The sequence below is a fragment of the Shewanella sp. DC2-4 genome (genome assembly GCF_013248875.1).
Lineage (GTDB): Bacteria > Pseudomonadota > Gammaproteobacteria > Enterobacterales > Shewanellaceae > Shewanella > Shewanella oncorhynchi.
Map to the genome: position 1 here is coordinate 3,952,025 of NZ_JABRVR010000002.1, position 16,309 is coordinate 3,968,333.

The following is a 16,309-nucleotide window of genomic DNA, read 5'->3' on the forward strand; positions in this document are numbered from 1 at the left end:
ATGTCACACAAATGCAGCTATGTTGTGGTATTGCCCAAAACGAACAACACCTCACATATTACGCTGGACTCAAACGCTCTCGCTAGTCGGCTTGCTTACGCAAAAATGCTGGAATATCAAGATAATCCAATTCATGCTTTGTCGATGGTGCAGGCGTAGGAGCTGGCTGCGGAGCCGCTGGCAACACGTTGCCTTTTGGCGCTGCATAGTTCACATGTGCAGCTTCTTCGACATAGGCTTCGACTTTTGGTTCAACAACTACAGGCTCTGGACGAGGTGCAGGTTTAGAAACCAATTGGATATCTGGACGCTTTTCAGCACCAATACCAGTCGCAACAACCGTTACACGCAACTCATCACTCATTTCAGGGTCGATGACAGCACCAACAACCACAGTCGCGTTGTCAGAGGCATAAGCCTTAACATGATTACCGACAGTTTCGAATTCTTCGATACTCATATCCATACCCGCAGTAATGTTCACTAACACACCACGCGCACCGGCTAAGTCGATGTCTTCTAATAATGGGCTGGCAACAGCAGCTTCGGCCGCTTCTTCAGCACGGTCTTCACCGCGAGCGACGCCAGTACCCATCATGGCATTACCCATTTCAGACATCACAGTCTTCACGTCGGCGAAGTCGACGTTAATCAGACCTGGACGAGTGATAAGCTCGGCAATACCTTGTACCGCGCCAAGTAACACATTATTCGCTGCTGCAAACGCATCGAGTAAAGAAGTACCACGGCCCAATACTTTTAATAATTTTTCGTTCGGGATCGTGATTAACGAATCCACGTGCTTAGCCAGCTCGGCAATGCCTTGCTCAGCGTAAGCCATACGTTTTTTCCCTTCGAATGGGAAAGGCTTAGTCACAACCGCAACGGTGAGAATACCTTCTTCGCGTGCGATTTGAGCCACAACAGGTGCAGCACCTGTACCTGTACCACCGCCCATACCGGCAGCGATAAAGATCATGTCAGAACCTTTGATTGCCGCGCGAATGTTTTCGCGGTCTTCTTCAGCTGCAGCACGACCCACATCTGGGTTTGCCCCTGCTCCAAGACCTTTAGTGACATCGCGTCCTAATTGAATTGTTGAGCCAGCGCCTGATTTTCTCAGGGCCTGAGCGTCTGTATTGGTAACGATAAACTCAACACCTTCAATGTTGTGTTTGACCATATGTTCGACAGCGTTACCGCCGCCGCCGCCAACGCCGATGACTTTAATCACCGCGTCGTCTGAGTGAGTATCCATGATCTCAAACATTGTCTGATCTCCGTGTTGCCTGCGTTATGAAAATTAAAATTCGCCCTTAAACCAGCTTTGGACCCGATTCCAAGCGCTAGTTACCCCTTGGCGCTCAGGACGTTCGAACTGACGTTCGATCACCCGTCGTGCGCCGTAATGAAGCAGTCCGACTCCTGTGGAGTAAATAGACTGGTCCACGTATTCATATAAACCTTTGATCGGTAGCGGTGACGCTACGCGAACTGGCATGCCAAAAGTCGCTTCCGCAATATCGACCACACCTTGAATCGACGCTGTGCCACCTGTGAGCACAATACCTGCGGCGATTTGATCTTCTAAACCACTGTCTTTCAACTCTTTGAGCACAAGCTCAAACAACTCTTGGTATCTTGGTTCCACCACTTCGGCGAGCGTGTGACGTGACATGCTCCGCGATGGACGACCACCTACCGATGGCACTTCAATACTGTCTTCGCGGCTCACCATAGAACTGCGCGCACAGGCGAACTGCACTTTAATTTGTTCAGCATGTGACGACGGCGTGCGGAAAATCTTTGCGATGTCGTTCGTCACTTGGTTACCTGCAACCGGTACAACCGCACAATGACGCAAGGCGCCATTGGTATATACCGCGATATCCGTAGTGCCACCGCCGATATCGACGATACATACACCTAAATCTTTCTCATCGAAGGTCAACACAGCATCGGCTGAAGCAATCCCCGAGAACACTAAGTCGTCAACCTTAAGGCCACAACGCTCAACGCTCTTAGTAATATTCTTCGCCATATCATTGGCGCAGGTCACTATGTGCACCTTGGCCTCCATACGCATACCGGACATACCGATTGGGCTGCGAATACCGTCTTGAACGTCGATTGCATATTCCTGCGGCAGCACGTGTAAAATGCGACGTTCGGTCGGGATCTTCACCGAGCGAGCCGTATGGATCACGTTATCAACATCTTCCTGTGTCACTTCTTCATCGTTGATCGATACCATGCCGTTTTCATTTTGGCAGGCGATGTGTTTACCCGAAATACTCAAGTAAACCGATGACACTTGGCAATCCGCCATTAATTCCGCTTGATCGAGCGCACGTTGCACACTGCGAACTATCGAATCTAAATCGTTCACGCCACCTTTATCCATGCCCCTTGAGGGATGGTTACCAAGGCCGACTATGCTAATTTCGCCATCGGGCAGAACTTCGCCTATGATCACTGCGACCTTAGAGGTTCCTATGTCCAATCCGACGATAAGGTTTCTATCTTGGTTTTTGATCATTAATTATCGGCTCTCTTGTTTGTGCATCGCCCCAGCCTACGGCCAACCCTGTGTCGTAGCGCAAATCTACTCTGGCAACGGATTTCTCTTGTTTCGCCAAAACCGGATAAACAGTAATAAATCGTTGTATCCGTGCAATTTTATCTTCTCGACCCAAATCTAAAACGATACCGTTTCCAAGGGTCGCGTGCCACGCATGTCGTGGCGTTAAATTCAAACTGGCTAAGGTAAAGCCATTAATCTTTAGTAGGGAGTTGATCTGTGCATAGACAGTCAACACCTCAAGGCCCATATCATTTGGTCCAGATAACTGCGGTAAATGCTCAAGCTCTGGGTGCGATGGCGCTTCGAATACTTCTCCATGCACGTTCAACCACAAGTCACCATTCCAATGGGCTGCGGGTTGTTGCTCTTGCAAATACACCCTGAGTTTCGCTGGCCACTCACGCCTTACCGATGCGCGATACACCCAAGGTAAAGCTTCTAACGCCTGCTGCACTAAGGTAATGTCAGCACTAAAAAAACTGCGCTGCATTAAATGCTGTAGTGCTACTTGTATATCTTTATCTGTGGTGTAAACCCGCTCACCTTTGATGGCAACGGCCTCAATCGGCAAGTTGCTGGCATCATTCAAAAATTTATGTAACTGATAGCCACCAAATACAAAACTGGCTACGATGAAGAATAAAAAGCCAGCCCCGCTCCACTGATACCAATTAAACCGTGACATTCTTGCCCGCCAGTGCCGCCTCTTATCACTCCAAGACACGCTTCATCCCACCTTTAACGACACCCATTAAAAACCACAGAAAACCGGCCATTATATAGACCAAAACCCTTTGGTCAAAATTTCCTTTTTCTCGCAGATCAAGCGCTAAAGATCAGCTTGCTTGCGCAGGTAATTCCACCACAGCAAACCCTAATCCAGACGACGCTAACTGTCGTGACAGGGCGCCAATATTACCCGCACCTTGGGTGAGTAATAAATCCCCGTCCTGCAATACATCGGGCAACACTTCTGCAAGCAGATCTGGGCTTGCGATAAAGATCGGATCTAGCTGACCACGCAAGCGAATTGAACGACATAATGCGCGACCATCCGCACCTGTGATCGGCGCTTCACCCGCACTATAAATATCGAGTAACAATAAGCAATCCACTTGTGATAACACTTCCACAAAATCCTCATACAAATCACGGGTACGAGTGTATCTGTGCGGCTGATACGCCATGACCAAACGTCTATCAGGCCATCCTGCGCGCGCAGCTTTAATGGTCGCCGCAACTTCGCTGGGATGATGACCATAATCATCCACTAACATGACTTCGCCCTTCGGCGTGGCAAATTTGCCTAAATGCTGGAAACGACGCCCTATACCTTGGAACTCCACTAAAGCCTGAGTAATCGCGTTATCGTCGATTTCATCTTCAGTCGCCACCGCAATGGCCGCTAACGCATTGAGCACATTATGTTGGCCCGGTAAATTCAACACCAGATCGAGATCTTCTTTAGCTTTACGCCTGACAGTAAAACGGCACTGATGACCTTGCTGACTAAAATTAAGTGCTTGCACGTCCGCATCGTCACTGAAACCATAGGTCACGTGTTTACGGCCAATACGCGGCAGAATCTCACGCACGACGGCATCATCAATACACACCACAGCAACACCGTAGAACGGCAAGTTGTGCAGAAAATCCACAAAAGTCGATTTCAGTTTTTCAAAATCACCGCCATAAGTATCCATATGATCAGCTTCGATGTTGGTCACCACACTGACCATAGGCTGCAAATGCAAAAAGCTCGCATCACTCTCATCGGCTTCGGCAATCAAATAACGGCTGGTGCCTAATCTGGCATTGGTACCGGCACTGTTGAGCAAACCACCAATCACAAAGGTTGGATCCCGCCCAGCTTGACCATAAACGCTGGCGATAAGGCTCGTTGTCGTGGTTTTACCATGGGTGCCCGCAATCGCCACACCATGTCGATAACGCATCAACTCGGCTAACATCTCAGCACGACGTACAATAGGAATACGTAATTCTTTAGCGGCAAGGATTTCTGGATTTTCCAGATTAATCGCGGTTGATACGACGACCACATCCACTTGCTGCACGTTTTCAGCGGCATGACCAATTTGGATCTTGGCACCGAGTAAACACAATCTGTCGGTCACGGCATTTTGCGCAATATCCGAACCACTCACCTGATAGCCTTCGTTCACTAACACTTCGGCGATCCCGCCCATGCCCGCGCCGCCAATGCCGACGAAGTGAATACGCTTAATACGGCGCATTTCTGGGATCATACTTCTCAGTTGTGCGTATCTTTCTGTCTTAGTCATGCTTATCCTTTCTCAGCAAGGCTGATGCACACTGCGGCAACTTGTTCAGTCGCATCCAGTACCGCAACGTCTCTCGCTCTTTGGCCCATACGGGCTAATTCTGTTCTGTCATTGGCGAGCAACTGTAATTTGTTCGCCAGTTTATTCACGTCCAAGATGGCCTGTGGCAATAGGAAAGCTGCGCCAGCCTCAACCAATACTTGAGCGTTACGGGTTTGATGATCATCCACTGCATGGGGATAAGGTACCAGAATACTCGGTAGCCCCACCGCCGCTAACTCAGACACAGTCAAGGCGCCAGCTCGGCACAATACCACATCAGCCCAGCGATAGGCGGCTTCCATATCGTCGATAAACTCAGCGATATTCACGCCACCATCTTGTCCTTGTTGCTGATATGCCGCCTTCACGCCCGTAAGATTATCTTTACCCACTTGATGCCAAACCGTCACTGACTGCTGCTGACTCAGTATCGCGACCGCTTCTGGCATAAGATCGTTAAATACTTTGGCACCAAGGCTGCCACCGACCACGAGCACTTTTAAGGCTTCATCAGCCTCAGGCTGAGGTTCTGCGCCTAAGGCAATCAGTTCTTGGCGAATCGGATTACCAACGACCTTGGCCTTCACTGTGGTAAAGGTATTTTTAAAGGCGCATAACACTTGCGTCGCAATCCGCGACAACAACTTGTTCGTCATCCCTGGGATGGCATTTTGTTCATGCAGCACCAGTGGAATACCGGCTAATCTTGCCGCAACACCACCTGGGCCACTGGCGAATCCGCCCATGCCAAGGACCACATCGGGTTTAAACTCAGCAATCACGGCCTTAGCCTGCAATATTGAACGCACCACTTTAAAGGGCGCCGCGAGTTTTCGGATCAAACCATTACCGCGCACACCTTTGATATCAATGAAATCAATATCAAATCCATACTGGGGCACTAAACGCGCCTCCATACGATCGGCCGTGCCTAACCAACGCACTTGCCAACCCTGTTGAGCTAAATACTTAGCCACCGCAAGTGCCGGGAACACATGTCCTCCCGTACCACCCGCCATGACTAAAATACGTTTTCCTGTTGGAGTCATCACTTCAATCTCCCTTGCACGGCCTGAACTAATGTCATGCGCCGCTCGTAATCAATGCGCAGCAACATCATCGCTGCCGCAGTCATGACCCATAAACTACTACCACCGTAACTGATAAAAGGTAATGTCAGCCCTTTGGTTGGTAACATGCCGATACTCGCGCCGACATTCACCACAGTCTGGAAACAAATCCAAATACCGATGGCATAACCTAAATAACCTTCAAATGGCTTATCCATGGCTAAACACAAATTACCTAAACGAATCGATCTCAGCGCCACAAATAGCAGTACAGATAACACGGCAATAATGCCGATAAAGCCCAATTCTTCCCCGATCACGGCAAAGATAAAGTCAGTGTGCGCTTCGGGTAAATATTCTAATTTTTGAATACTATTACCTAGCCCTTGGCCAAACCAATCACCTCGACCATAGGCCATCAAAGATTGAGTCAACTGGTAACCGCTACCGAAGGGATCTTGCCAAGGATCCATAAAGGAGGTCACTCGGCGGATACGATACGGTTCCAATAGCACTAGGGCCACAAACGCCAATACGCCCGCAAAAATCAAGGCAAAGAAATCGAGTAAACGCGCACCGGCTAAAAACAATAGACCAACCGTTCCCACAAATAGCACCACCACAGTACCTAAGTCGGGCTGCATCAAAATCAGCACAGCGTAAATCGCAAATACTGCAATCGGCTTATAGAAGCCTTTAGCATTCTCGCGCACTTCCTGATGACGCCTCACTAAGTAACCCGCCATATAGATGGCGAAGGCAAATTTAGCGACTTCCGCCACCTGGATACGAATAGGGCCTATGGATAACCAACGCGTTGCACCGTTTACCGTAGTGCCAACCACCAATACAGCCAACAACATCAAACCCACAATCAACAACAACATGGGGCTCCAGCGCTGCCAAGTCTGCATCTCTACTCTTAGCACAAATGCCGCAATGAATAAGCAACCCACTAAATAACCCACATGGCGAGTCATAAAATAAAATGGGTTCCCCGTGAGCGTTTGCGCTTCAGGCATAGAGGCTGACATCACCATTACAAAGCCGAAGCTAATCAAAGACAACACAGCCGCGAGCAAAGCACGGTCGTACAATTGCACGCCCGGGACTTCGGTATCACGTTGCCAATTGGGTATTGCTAAACGCAAACGCCCAAATAGGCTAAGTTGTCTTGCATCACTCGCCATTAAGTTGTCCCACGAGGTTTCTAAAATCATCACCTCGAGCCATGAAGTTACTGTACATATCTAAACTGGCGCAGGCTGGCGATAATAAAACGATATCACCAGAGGTTGCCAATTCAGCGGCTTTCGCTACCGCAGCAGCCATAGTGTCGACTCTTATCGAGCCGTCTTTCAATGCAGCAATCTTTTTACCATCGCGGCCTAAGGTGATGAGGTGCGTCACTTTAGCTAAAGCTACAGCTAAAGGCTTAAAATCAGCCCCTTTACCGTCACCGCCAGCAATCAAAATAATATCGCCTAAGTGGTCACTCAAGCCATCGAGCGCGGCGACTGTAGCACCGACATTTGTCGCTTTAGAGTCATTGACATAGGTAACGCCATTCTTAACACCAACCACTTCACAGCGATGGGATAAGCCAGTAAAAGTACGCGCCACTTTTGCCATAACGTGCTTATCGACACCGACGACATCCACAAGCGCCATCGCCGCAAGTAGGTTGGCATGGTTATGACTGCCAATCAGTGACACTTCAGTAATCGGCATTATTTCGCTGCTGCCGTGATAAATCTTGCTGTCGCTGATGCCCCATTCGTCCGCTTCTGGCGCAGCTAAACCAAAACTGTTTTGGTTCATTGGTTCTGGCGGTACGGTCAGTTTATCGTCACGATTAAAGAGTACGGCACGGGTTTGTTTGTATAAGCGTAATTTAGCCTCGCGGTAGGCATCGATGTCACTGTATCTGTCCATATGGTCTTCGCTGATATTCAAACAGGTCGCCACCACACACTTAAGACTGTGGGTGGTTTCCAATTGAAAGCTCGACAACTCAAGCACAAATAAGTCCGCATTTTCATGCAGTAAATCCAGCGCAGGCACACCGATATTACCTCCGACGGCAACGGCAATACCCGCTTCCCTTGCCATCTCGCCCACCAACGTAGTGACGGTCGATTTACCGTTAGAGCCAGTAATGCCAATCACACAAGGTTTACGTTCAGCAATTTCACGGGCAAATAGCTCAACATCACCAATCACTTCGATACCCATATCCACCGCGGCACGTACCTCTGGGGTATAAGTAGCAATGCCGGGACTGATAATGATCTGCGTCGCTTGCACAAGATAACGGCAATCGAATCCGCCAGAAATCAGCTTTACATCAGGAAAAGACGTCGCTAACGTTTCGGCGCCCGGAGGCTGCCGACGACTGTCCATCACCAATGGCGTAATGCCCTTTCCACACAAATAGCGCACCACGGACAAGCCCGTGGCCCCCAAACCTAACACTATGTGTGAATACTGATTTTGCATAACCAATTACCTTAACTTCAACGTGGCTAAGCCAAGTAAGACGAGGAATATCGAGATAATCCAAAAACGCACTATCACTCGAGGTTCAGGCCAACCTTTTAACTCATAGTGATGGTGTATCGGCGCCATGCGGAAAATACGCTGGCCGCGTAACTTGTACGAACCCACCTGCAGGATCACCGACAGAGTTTCCATCACAAACACGCCGCCCATGATCACTAACAAAATTTCTTGTCGAACGAGGACCGCAATAGTGCCAAGTGCAGCACCTAATGACAGTGAACCCACATCGCCCATGAAGACTTGCGCGGGATAAGTGTTGAACCATAAAAAGCCCAGACCCGCACCGACAATGGCGGTACAGACAATCACAAGCTCACCCGAACCGGGTAAATGCGGGATATGTAAGTAATTCGCAAACTGAGCGTGACCCGACAAATAAGCAATCAATGCAAACGCCGCCGCGACCATTACCGTCGGCATAATCGCCAAACCATCGAGACCATCGGTTAAGTTCACCGCATTACTCGAACCCACTATCGTGAAGTACGCCAATACGATAAATACGGCGCCGAGTTGCGGCATCACGTCTTTAAAGAAAGGCACCACTAATTGGGTTTCGCCTGGATTGGCCGCTGTGGCATACAGAAAAAAAGCAATAAGCAGCGCAGCCAAAGATTGCAGAATGTACTTCCAGCGCGCGATCAAGCCTTTAGTGTCTTTACGCACCACTTTGCGATAATCGTCGATAAAACCGATCAAACCGAAACTGCCGAGCACAAACAACATGACCCACACATAGCGGCTACCCAAATCACCCCACAACAATACGCTGATGAAAATAGCAGCCAATATCAGCAAGCCACCCATAGTCGGCGTGCCACGCTTACTAAAATGTGATTCTGGACCATCGTTACGCACAACCTGACCAATTTGCAGTAATTGCAAACGTTCAATCAGTTTAGGGCCAAACCATAAGCTAAAAACCAATGCGGTCAATAAGCCTAAAATGGCTCGAAATGTCACATAGGAAAACACGTTAAACCCGGTATGAAAACGGGTTAAATACTCGGCCAGATATACCAGCATTTACACTAACTCCCCACGCCCGAAGGCTACTGTTAGGCCATCCACGACCCGCTCCATGGCGGCGCTACGTGAACCTTTAACGAGAACCGTTACCTGTCCCGGCAACTGGTTTATATGCTTTATAAGTTTTTCTACTAACGTCGCCACACTGTCATAGTGCTCCGCACCGAAAGCTTGGCTCGTGTGCTGACTTAAAGTTCCGGTACAAAACAAGGCATCAATCCCCTGTTGCTTGGCCAGTTGCCCTAGTTCAGCGTGTAAAAGGGGCGCATTGTCGCCTAATTCTCCTAAATCTCCCAGTACCAGACAGCGATTTTCAGAAATTTCCTTTAACCAAGCGATCGCCGCGCCAACGGAGACAGGATTTGCGTTATAGCTATCGTCGATTAGACGCACGCGCCCCAATTGACTCGGCTGCATACGTCCTTTCACTGGCGTTAATTGGCTCAAGCCTTCAGATATTTCAGTCAAACTCAATCCCAAAGCAATACAAACACTTGCAGCGGCGAGTGCATTACTCACCTGATGACGACCCGCCAACGGCAATACCACTTGGCAAGATTCACCTAAATAATTGAGCATAAAACGATAGCAACCATCCGCATTAGTCTTATGGCCTGTCGCTATCACGTCGATATGACGTTTAGCGGCACCATCTTGCTGGGAGAAGCTCAGTTGCTTATAAGGTCTTGCCTTAACGCTCATAAAATCAGCGAAGGCATCATCGGCGTTGATGATGGCAGTGCCATCGGCCTGCAGATGATTAAAAATCTCTGACTTCGCCTGCGCGACACCCGCTTGCGATCCAAATCCTTCTAAATGGGCACTGCCGACGTTATTCACCAGCGCGACGTTTGGACGCACGAGTCCCGAGGTGTAATCGATTTCACCTTTATGGTTAGCACCGAGCTCGAATATCCCAAACTCATCCGCTGGCGTTAAACGCAGCAAAGTAAGCGGTACACCAATCTCATTATTAAAGTTGCCAGCGGTATAGAGGATTTGATGCTTAGCCGACAGAATGGTCGCGATCATTTCCTTCACGCTGGTTTTGCCGTTTGAGCCAGTCAAAGCAACACAAATCGGATTGATCTGGTCACGAACATAAGCACCAATCGCACCCATGGCTTTTTGACAATCAGCCACTATGAGCTGCGGGATATCAAAAGCTAACTCACGCTCAACCATTAACGCCGCTGCGCCGTTCGCAATAGCTGTAGCTGCAAAATCATGGCCGTCAAAGCGCTCACCCTTTAAGGCAACAAACAGGGTTGCAGCGCCGATTTTGCGGCTATCACTGCTTAAATCTTGGATGGTGACGTCGTCACCGACTCGATACACGCCTAAGTGTTGACTTAGGGCCTCGAGAGAAAGTGGGATCATCTTGATTGCTCCAATGACCGGTGTGCCAATACACATCCATCATAGTGTTGACTTAGAGTCTCGAGAGAAAGAGGGATCATCTTGATTGCTCCAATGACCGATGTGCCAATACACATCCATCATAGTGTTGACTTAGGGTCCCGAGAGAAAGAGGGATCATCTTGATTGCTCCGATAACTGGCGTGCCAGGGCGCGTTCATCATAGTCATGACGCACACCTGCCGCCTCTTGGTAAGTTTCGTGGCCTTTGCCCGCAAGCAAGATCACATCGCCAGGTTTAGCCAATGCCACAACCTCTTTAATTGCTGCGATACGGTCAACCTGAGTCAATGCCTGCTGAGGGTGGGTTAGCCCTTGGATAATATCGGTAATAATTTGCGCGGGGTCTTCACTGCGCGCATTGTCGCTGGTCACCATAATGCGGTCAGCATATTGCTCTGCAGCTTGGCCCATCAAAGGACGCTTGCCCTTATCACGGTCGCCACCACAGCCAAATACGCACCATAAATCACCGGCACAATGGCGACGTAGCGCGTTTAACGCTTGTTCGATCGCATCTGGCGTATGGGCATAATCGACCACTAAGGTGATGTTATCCGCAGTTGTGAAACGCTCCATACGACCTGCGACGGGCGTTAGGTATTGCACTTGCTCGGCTAACGCTTTCATATCAAGACCTTGCAGGTACAAGGCCGATAGCGCCGCGAGTAAATTAGAAAGATTAAAGGCACCAAGTAGTGGCGAGTGGATTTGAGTCTCGCCCTCGGGCCAGACTAAGGTTGCACTGACACCTTGATCGTCAAACTTGGCATTTTTAGTATAAAAAGCCGCGGCTTGATGACCTTCAATACTAAAGCCCCACATTTGCGCAGGCACAGATTTAAGTTCAGTCAACCAAGACACGCCAACTGCATCGTCGAGATTCAATAAACCGTGACCTAAAGTGCTGAAACGAAATAGGCTTTGTTTAGCGGCGGCATAGCTTTCCATATCGCCGTGGTAATCGAGGTGATCGCGCGTCAGATTAGTGAACACGGCAACATCAAATGGTACTGCGTCGACGCGGCCTTGCACTAAGCCGTGACTCGACACTTCCATGGCGCAGACACTCGCGCCTTGGGCTTCAAACTCATGCAACTGACGCATTAAGGTAATCGCATCGGCTGTGGTGTTACCACTATCAACAAGCTCGCCCCAGAGACCATTACCAAGGGTGCCCATGACGGCGGCTTTGCGCCCCAATGAAGTCACCAGTTGTGCAATGAGTTGACTCGTAGAGGTTTTACCGTTAGTTCCGGTAATACCGATAACTCCAAGGGATGGCATAACGGCAGACTTGTGCGCTAAGGTATAACGCTGGGCGGCAATTGCCGATACCTGACGACTTAACTGAAAGAAATAAATCTGCACACCGTGCTCGGCATTATCGCCCAGCAACACTTTGCCATGTTGGTCAGCATCATCCGTGTGAACTAATACGCCTGCGGCACCTAAATCTAAGGCTTTTTCAATAAACTGTCTGCCATCGACCTTATGTCCTGGCAGCGCCAAAAACACATCGCCGCGACGTATTGCGCGGCTATCTAAGGTCAGATCATTGAAGGACTGCGCGCCAGCATAATGTAGCCAAGGCGCTAGCAAATCCCGTAATAACATCATTCTGCTCTCCCAGCGGCGATTCCCGCCAATTGCACTTGTTCTTTATCGGTAATGGGTTCAACGTTTAACATTTGCAGTGCGCCAGACATGACTTTGGCAAATGCAGGCCCCGCCACTGAACCACCATAATAGAGATCGCCCTTAGGTTCGTTCACTACCACCACTATCGCTAATCTAGGATTATTCGCAGGAGCAACACCCGCAAATAAAGCAACATAATCATCACCATAACCACCAGCAACTGCCTTACGACTTGTGCCAGACTTACCTGCAACTGGATAACCGTCGATGTGCGCTAAAGTGCCAGTGCCGCCTTTTTCCGTTACACCGACCAGCATTTGCATTACATCGTGAGCCACATTTTCAGAAATGACTCGCTCACCGACAGGTGGCTTTTTCAGTTTCATTATCGAGACTGGGAACAAAGTACCGCCATTGCCTAAGGTGGCGTACATGCGCGCAAGTTGAAGTGTTGTTGCCGTTAAGCCGTAACCGAAGGACAAGGTGGCACGTTCAAAGTCTGACCAACGGTGGCGATCTTGAATCAAGCCAGCGCTTTCACCCGTGAGGTTAATTCCCGAAAAACTACCAAGTCCCATGGATTGATAAGTGCCGAGCAGTTGCTGCACCGGAATAGACAAAGCTAATTTACTGATGCCGACGTTACTGGATTTAGCCAAAATACGCGCCAAACTCATATCGCCGTAGTTCGCGGGGTCACGTACTTGGCGGCCACCTAAACGCATCCAACCCGGTGAAGTGGCAATAATATCGGTCGATTTAACTGTGCCAGCTTCAAGCGCTGCGGCTACCACAAATGGCTTAATGGTCGAACCCGGCTCAAAGGTATCTGTCATAGCACGGTTACGCATTCTGAAGGTTTGCAGATTGTCGCGCGCATTGGGGTTATACGAAGGCGTATTCACCATTGCCAAGACTTCACCCGTATGAATGTCGAGGACGACAATCGAACCCGAAGTCGCTTGGTTCATCTCAGTGGTGCGTTTTAGTTCGCGATAGGCTAATTGTTGGATCCTATGATCGATACTCAGCACGAGATCATTTGGACTCTCACCTTCCTGCACTATATCGAGACGCTCGACGACATGACCATCGCGTGACTTACGCACTTTTTGTTTGGAAGGCGTACCTGTTAACCAACTATTGTAAGCATTTTCAACACCTTCAATCCCAACATCATCTATGTTAGTGATGCCGATTAACTGAGCTGTGATTTCACCACCTGGATAATAACGGCGAGATTCAGACTTTAGAAATACACCGGGTAATTTAAGCTGAGTAATATAGTCCGCAACCGCAGGGGTAATTTGGCGTTTCAAGTAGGTGAAGCGTTTGGTGGGGTTACTGCGTACTCGCTCTAACAAATCTTCGAGGGGCTCATGCAACACATCGGCTAAGGCTTGCCAGCGGCGCATATCGGCAAAACCATTACTATCATTGACTTGTTTTGGATCGGCCCAGACGGCACGCACTGGCACACTAACGGCCAGCATGTCGCCATTACGGTCGGTGATCAAGCCACGCTGCACTTCACGACTAGTGGTCCGCAATGTTCGCATGTCACTTTCGTGACGTAATTTGTCGGGCTCGATAATTTGAATATAAGCTGCGCGTCCCACTAGGCTGCAAAACAACGCACACACAAACCCGACCACTACGTATAAACGCCAGTGGATCAATTGAGGTTTTTGCGGTTTGCTTACCCGTTTGATTTTCGCTTGCCTAGTCATATCTTCCCTATACTCACGGCACCTTTACCACAACTTCTTCGCTGGGTAACGGACGACTCATGTTGAGTTCCTTAGAGGCAATACGCGTAATACGACTGTGCTCAGTCTGCGATTGCTCTTCTAATAATAAATTGCGCCACTCAATATCTAATCTATCTCGCTCCTGCAGTAACTGGTCCCACTGGGTTGTCAGTTGACGGCTAACATGGCTGCCATAAACCACGGCAACCGCATTACTCAGCACAAGCAAGGCTAATAACAAGATCCATTTGTGCAGCCATAAATCATGTAAAACGATCCGTGGCAGATTAATCGAGGGCTTACTCACAGTGCGCCCCTTAGTAATCTAAACGCTCGGCAATGCGTAACACTGAGCTGCGAGCTCTGGCATTGCGTTCGATTTCTTCGTCGGATGGCATAATCGCCTTGCCCACGGCACGTAACTTACGCGACTTGTTAATTTGATCTTCAGTCACCGGAAAACCGTGCGGTACACTTTCGCCTTGGCTATGACGACGAATAAAACGCTTCACGATACGATCTTCTAAAGAATGGAAACTGATGACCGACAAGCGTCCTTGGGGAGCAAGCACATTGACGGCTCCTTCAAGTGCCTGATCAATTTGATCTAATTCACTATTGATATAAATGCGGATCGCTTGAAACACCCGAGTCGCAGGGTGCTTATTGCGTTCTTTATTTTTAGTGATACGCGCAATTAAATCGGCTAAATCTTTAGTACGTAAAAACGGCGTTTTCTCACGATCGGCAGCAATACAACGGGCAATATGGCGAGCATTTTTCTCTTCACCGTAGGTTTTAAATACCCAAGCCATATCTTCAATTTCGGCACGAGCCAACCATTGTGCAGCCGTTTGGCCTTGACTGTTATCCATACGCATATCGAGTGGACCATCGCGCAAAAAACTAAAACCGCGTTCAGCATCGTCGAGCTGGGGTGAAGACACACCTAAATCGAGTAATACGCCATCAATTTTGCCCACAAGCCCAAGCTCTTCGACGTAATCGGCTAATTGACCAAAGCCACCATGCACGATTTGAAAGCGTGGATCGTCAGCAAATTGTTTGGCCGCTTCAATCGCTTGAGGATCGCGGTCGATAGCGATCAATCGACCATGTTCACCGAGTTGTTGTAATACTTGTCTTGAATGACCACCGCGGCCGAACGTGCCATCGATATAGATGCCATCGTCTTTGATGTTTAAACCGCCAACCGTTTCTGCTAGCAGTACGGATAAATGGGCAAATTCTTGACTCATTACTCTCTTCTTATTTAGTTATCACGACTCGTTAAAGTGAAAAATCCGCGAGGCGCTCGTTATTAACGAGATCCTCACTTCGAATCGTTTCCTGACATTCATCAATTTGCTGCAGCCAAGATTGCTCATCCCACAGCTCAAATTTATTCAATTGCCCCACCAGCATGATGCGCTTATCTAAATTGGCATATTGCCTTAACGGTGGCGGCAGTAATATGCGCCCATTACTGTCGAGCTCCACTTCGTGGGCGTAGCCGAGTAACAGGCGTTTTAAAGATCTCTGGGTTTTATCGGTATCTGAAAGCTTCAACAACTTAGCTTCGATCAATTCCCATTCGTGAATGGGATACAAGAGTAAACAGGCGGATTGGATATCGACGGTAATCACGATGCGGCCTTGGTGCTCAAGCTGCAAAGGTTCGCGGTATCGCACTGGAATAGCGATCCGTCCCTTTGTATCTAAGTTGATAGCACTGGCTCCACGAAACACGCTAATTCATCCTATCCTTTGATTTTTGATCCACAAATATCCACTATTTCCCACAACTGCTAAGTTTAGGGACAGTCGACAAGCATTGTCAAGGGATGGGATCCTTTTATAAATCCAGTCGGCAAGCGGGTTAGCCGCATGTTGAGCACTTAACCGCGC

The 16,309-nt window shown here is 48.9% G+C and carries 14 protein-coding genes; all 14 read right to left on the minus strand.

All coding sequences use genetic code 11. From position 1 onward, the window contains the following. Positions 1 to 82: 82 nt before the first annotated feature. Entirely contained in the window at positions 83 to 1,270 is a 1,188-nt protein-coding gene (ftsZ, locus tag HQQ92_RS17935) for a cell division protein FtsZ (protein ID WP_106648312.1), read from the minus strand. 33 nt (positions 1,271 to 1,303) lie between these two features. Next, positions 1,304 to 2,539, minus strand: a complete 1,236-nt coding sequence (gene ftsA / locus HQQ92_RS17940) for a cell division protein FtsA (RefSeq protein WP_006079897.1) — start codon at positions 2,537 to 2,539, stop codon at positions 1,304 to 1,306. Further along, positions 2,520 to 3,269: a cell division protein FtsQ/DivIB gene (locus HQQ92_RS17945; protein WP_168826587.1), complete on the minus strand. Its 750-nt coding sequence runs from the start codon at positions 3,267 to 3,269 to the stop codon at positions 2,520 to 2,522. The genes ftsA and HQQ92_RS17945 overlap by 20 nt, the downstream gene beginning before the upstream one ends. A gap of 151 nt (positions 3,270 to 3,420) precedes the next feature. Next, positions 3,421 to 4,887 carry a UDP-N-acetylmuramate--L-alanine ligase gene (gene murC / locus HQQ92_RS17950; RefSeq protein WP_173247341.1) on the minus strand — a complete coding sequence of 489 codons (1,467 nt, stop codon included), beginning with the start codon at positions 4,885 to 4,887 and terminating at the stop codon, positions 3,421 to 3,423. 2 nt (positions 4,888 to 4,889) lie between these two features. After that, a complete protein-coding gene (gene murG, locus HQQ92_RS17955; RefSeq protein WP_173248714.1) occupies positions 4,890 to 5,978 on the minus strand; it encodes an undecaprenyldiphospho-muramoylpentapeptide beta-N-acetylglucosaminyltransferase in 1,089 nt (362 codons plus the stop codon). After that, positions 5,978 to 7,189 (minus strand): cell division protein FtsW, encoded by a 1,212-nt coding sequence (gene ftsW / locus HQQ92_RS17960; protein WP_113941076.1) that lies wholly within the window; start codon positions 7,187 to 7,189, stop codon positions 5,978 to 5,980. Before ftsW ends, murG begins: the two co-directional genes overlap by 1 nt. Next, positions 7,179 to 8,498: a UDP-N-acetylmuramoyl-L-alanine--D-glutamate ligase gene (gene murD / locus HQQ92_RS17965; RefSeq protein WP_173247345.1), complete on the minus strand. Its 1,320-nt coding sequence runs from the start codon at positions 8,496 to 8,498 to the stop codon at positions 7,179 to 7,181. Before murD ends, ftsW begins: the two co-directional genes overlap by 11 nt. 6 nt (positions 8,499 to 8,504) lie before the next feature. Continuing rightward, positions 8,505 to 9,587, minus strand: coding sequence for a phospho-N-acetylmuramoyl-pentapeptide-transferase (gene mraY / locus HQQ92_RS17970; RefSeq protein ID WP_006079891.1), 1,083 nt, complete (start codon positions 9,585 to 9,587; stop codon positions 8,505 to 8,507). Beyond that, positions 9,588 to 10,970 carry a UDP-N-acetylmuramoyl-tripeptide--D-alanyl-D-alanine ligase gene (gene murF, locus HQQ92_RS17975; RefSeq protein WP_105251193.1) on the minus strand — a complete coding sequence of 461 codons (1,383 nt, stop codon included), beginning with the start codon at positions 10,968 to 10,970 and terminating at the stop codon, positions 9,588 to 9,590. It abuts the gene before it with no gap. 156 nt (positions 10,971 to 11,126) lie between these two features. Then, complete coding sequence (gene murE / locus HQQ92_RS17980; protein WP_173247348.1) at positions 11,127 to 12,629, minus strand: UDP-N-acetylmuramoyl-L-alanyl-D-glutamate--2,6-diaminopimelate ligase; 1,503 nt, start codon at positions 12,627 to 12,629, stop codon at positions 11,127 to 11,129. Then, positions 12,626 to 14,380 carry a penicillin-binding transpeptidase domain-containing protein gene (locus tag HQQ92_RS17985; protein WP_105251191.1) on the minus strand — a complete coding sequence of 585 codons (1,755 nt, stop codon included), beginning with the start codon at positions 14,378 to 14,380 and terminating at the stop codon, positions 12,626 to 12,628. The genes murE and HQQ92_RS17985 overlap by 4 nt, the downstream gene beginning before the upstream one ends. Before the next feature lie 13 nt (positions 14,381 to 14,393). After that, positions 14,394 to 14,708, minus strand: a complete 315-nt coding sequence (gene ftsL, locus HQQ92_RS17990) for a cell division protein FtsL (RefSeq protein WP_105251190.1) — start codon at positions 14,706 to 14,708, stop codon at positions 14,394 to 14,396. Positions 14,709 to 14,718: 10 nt separating this feature from the next. After that, positions 14,719 to 15,660: a 16S rRNA (cytosine(1402)-N(4))-methyltransferase RsmH gene (rsmH, locus tag HQQ92_RS17995; RefSeq protein WP_105251189.1), complete on the minus strand. Its 942-nt coding sequence runs from the start codon at positions 15,658 to 15,660 to the stop codon at positions 14,719 to 14,721. Between the two features lie 31 nt (positions 15,661 to 15,691). Beyond that, a complete protein-coding gene (mraZ, locus tag HQQ92_RS18000; protein ID WP_105251188.1) occupies positions 15,692 to 16,150 on the minus strand; it encodes a division/cell wall cluster transcriptional repressor MraZ in 459 nt (152 codons plus the stop codon). Between the last annotated feature and the right edge of the window lie 159 nt (positions 16,151 to 16,309).

What these genes read in the sequence shown, in the direction of transcription:
- ftsA (WP_006079897.1), bottom strand. Translation starts at nt 2,539, where the DNA reads ATGATCAAAAACCAAGATAGAAACCTTATCGTCGGATTGGACATAGGA.
- murD (WP_173247345.1), bottom strand. Translation starts at nt 8,498, where the DNA reads ATGCAAAATCAGTATTCACACATAGTGTTAGGTTTGGGGGCCACGGGC.
- HQQ92_RS17945 (WP_168826587.1), bottom strand. Translation starts at nt 3,269, where the DNA reads ATGTCACGGTTTAATTGGTATCAGTGGAGCGGGGCTGGCTTTTTATTC.
- murC (WP_173247341.1), bottom strand. Translation starts at nt 4,887, where the DNA reads ATGACTAAGACAGAAAGATACGCACAACTGAGAAGTATGATCCCAGAA.
- ftsZ (WP_106648312.1), bottom strand. Translation starts at nt 1,270, where the DNA reads ATGTTTGAGATCATGGATACTCACTCAGACGACGCGGTGATTAAAGTC.
- murF (WP_105251193.1), bottom strand. Translation starts at nt 10,970, where the DNA reads ATGATCCCACTTTCTCTCGAGGCCCTAAGTCAACACTTAGGCGTGTAT.
- rsmH (WP_105251189.1), bottom strand. Translation starts at nt 15,660, where the DNA reads ATGAGTCAAGAATTTGCCCATTTATCCGTACTGCTAGCAGAAACGGTT.
- ftsW (WP_113941076.1), bottom strand. Translation starts at nt 7,189, where the DNA reads ATGGCGAGTGATGCAAGACAACTTAGCCTATTTGGGCGTTTGCGTTTA.
- mraY (WP_006079891.1), bottom strand. Translation starts at nt 9,587, where the DNA reads ATGCTGGTATATCTGGCCGAGTATTTAACCCGTTTTCATACCGGGTTT.
- murE (WP_173247348.1), bottom strand. Translation starts at nt 12,629, where the DNA reads ATGATGTTATTACGGGATTTGCTAGCGCCTTGGCTACATTATGCTGGC.
- HQQ92_RS17985 (WP_105251191.1), bottom strand. Translation starts at nt 14,380, where the DNA reads ATGACTAGGCAAGCGAAAATCAAACGGGTAAGCAAACCGCAAAAACCT.
- murG (WP_173248714.1), bottom strand. Translation starts at nt 5,978, where the DNA reads ATGACTCCAACAGGAAAACGTATTTTAGTCATGGCGGGTGGTACGGGA.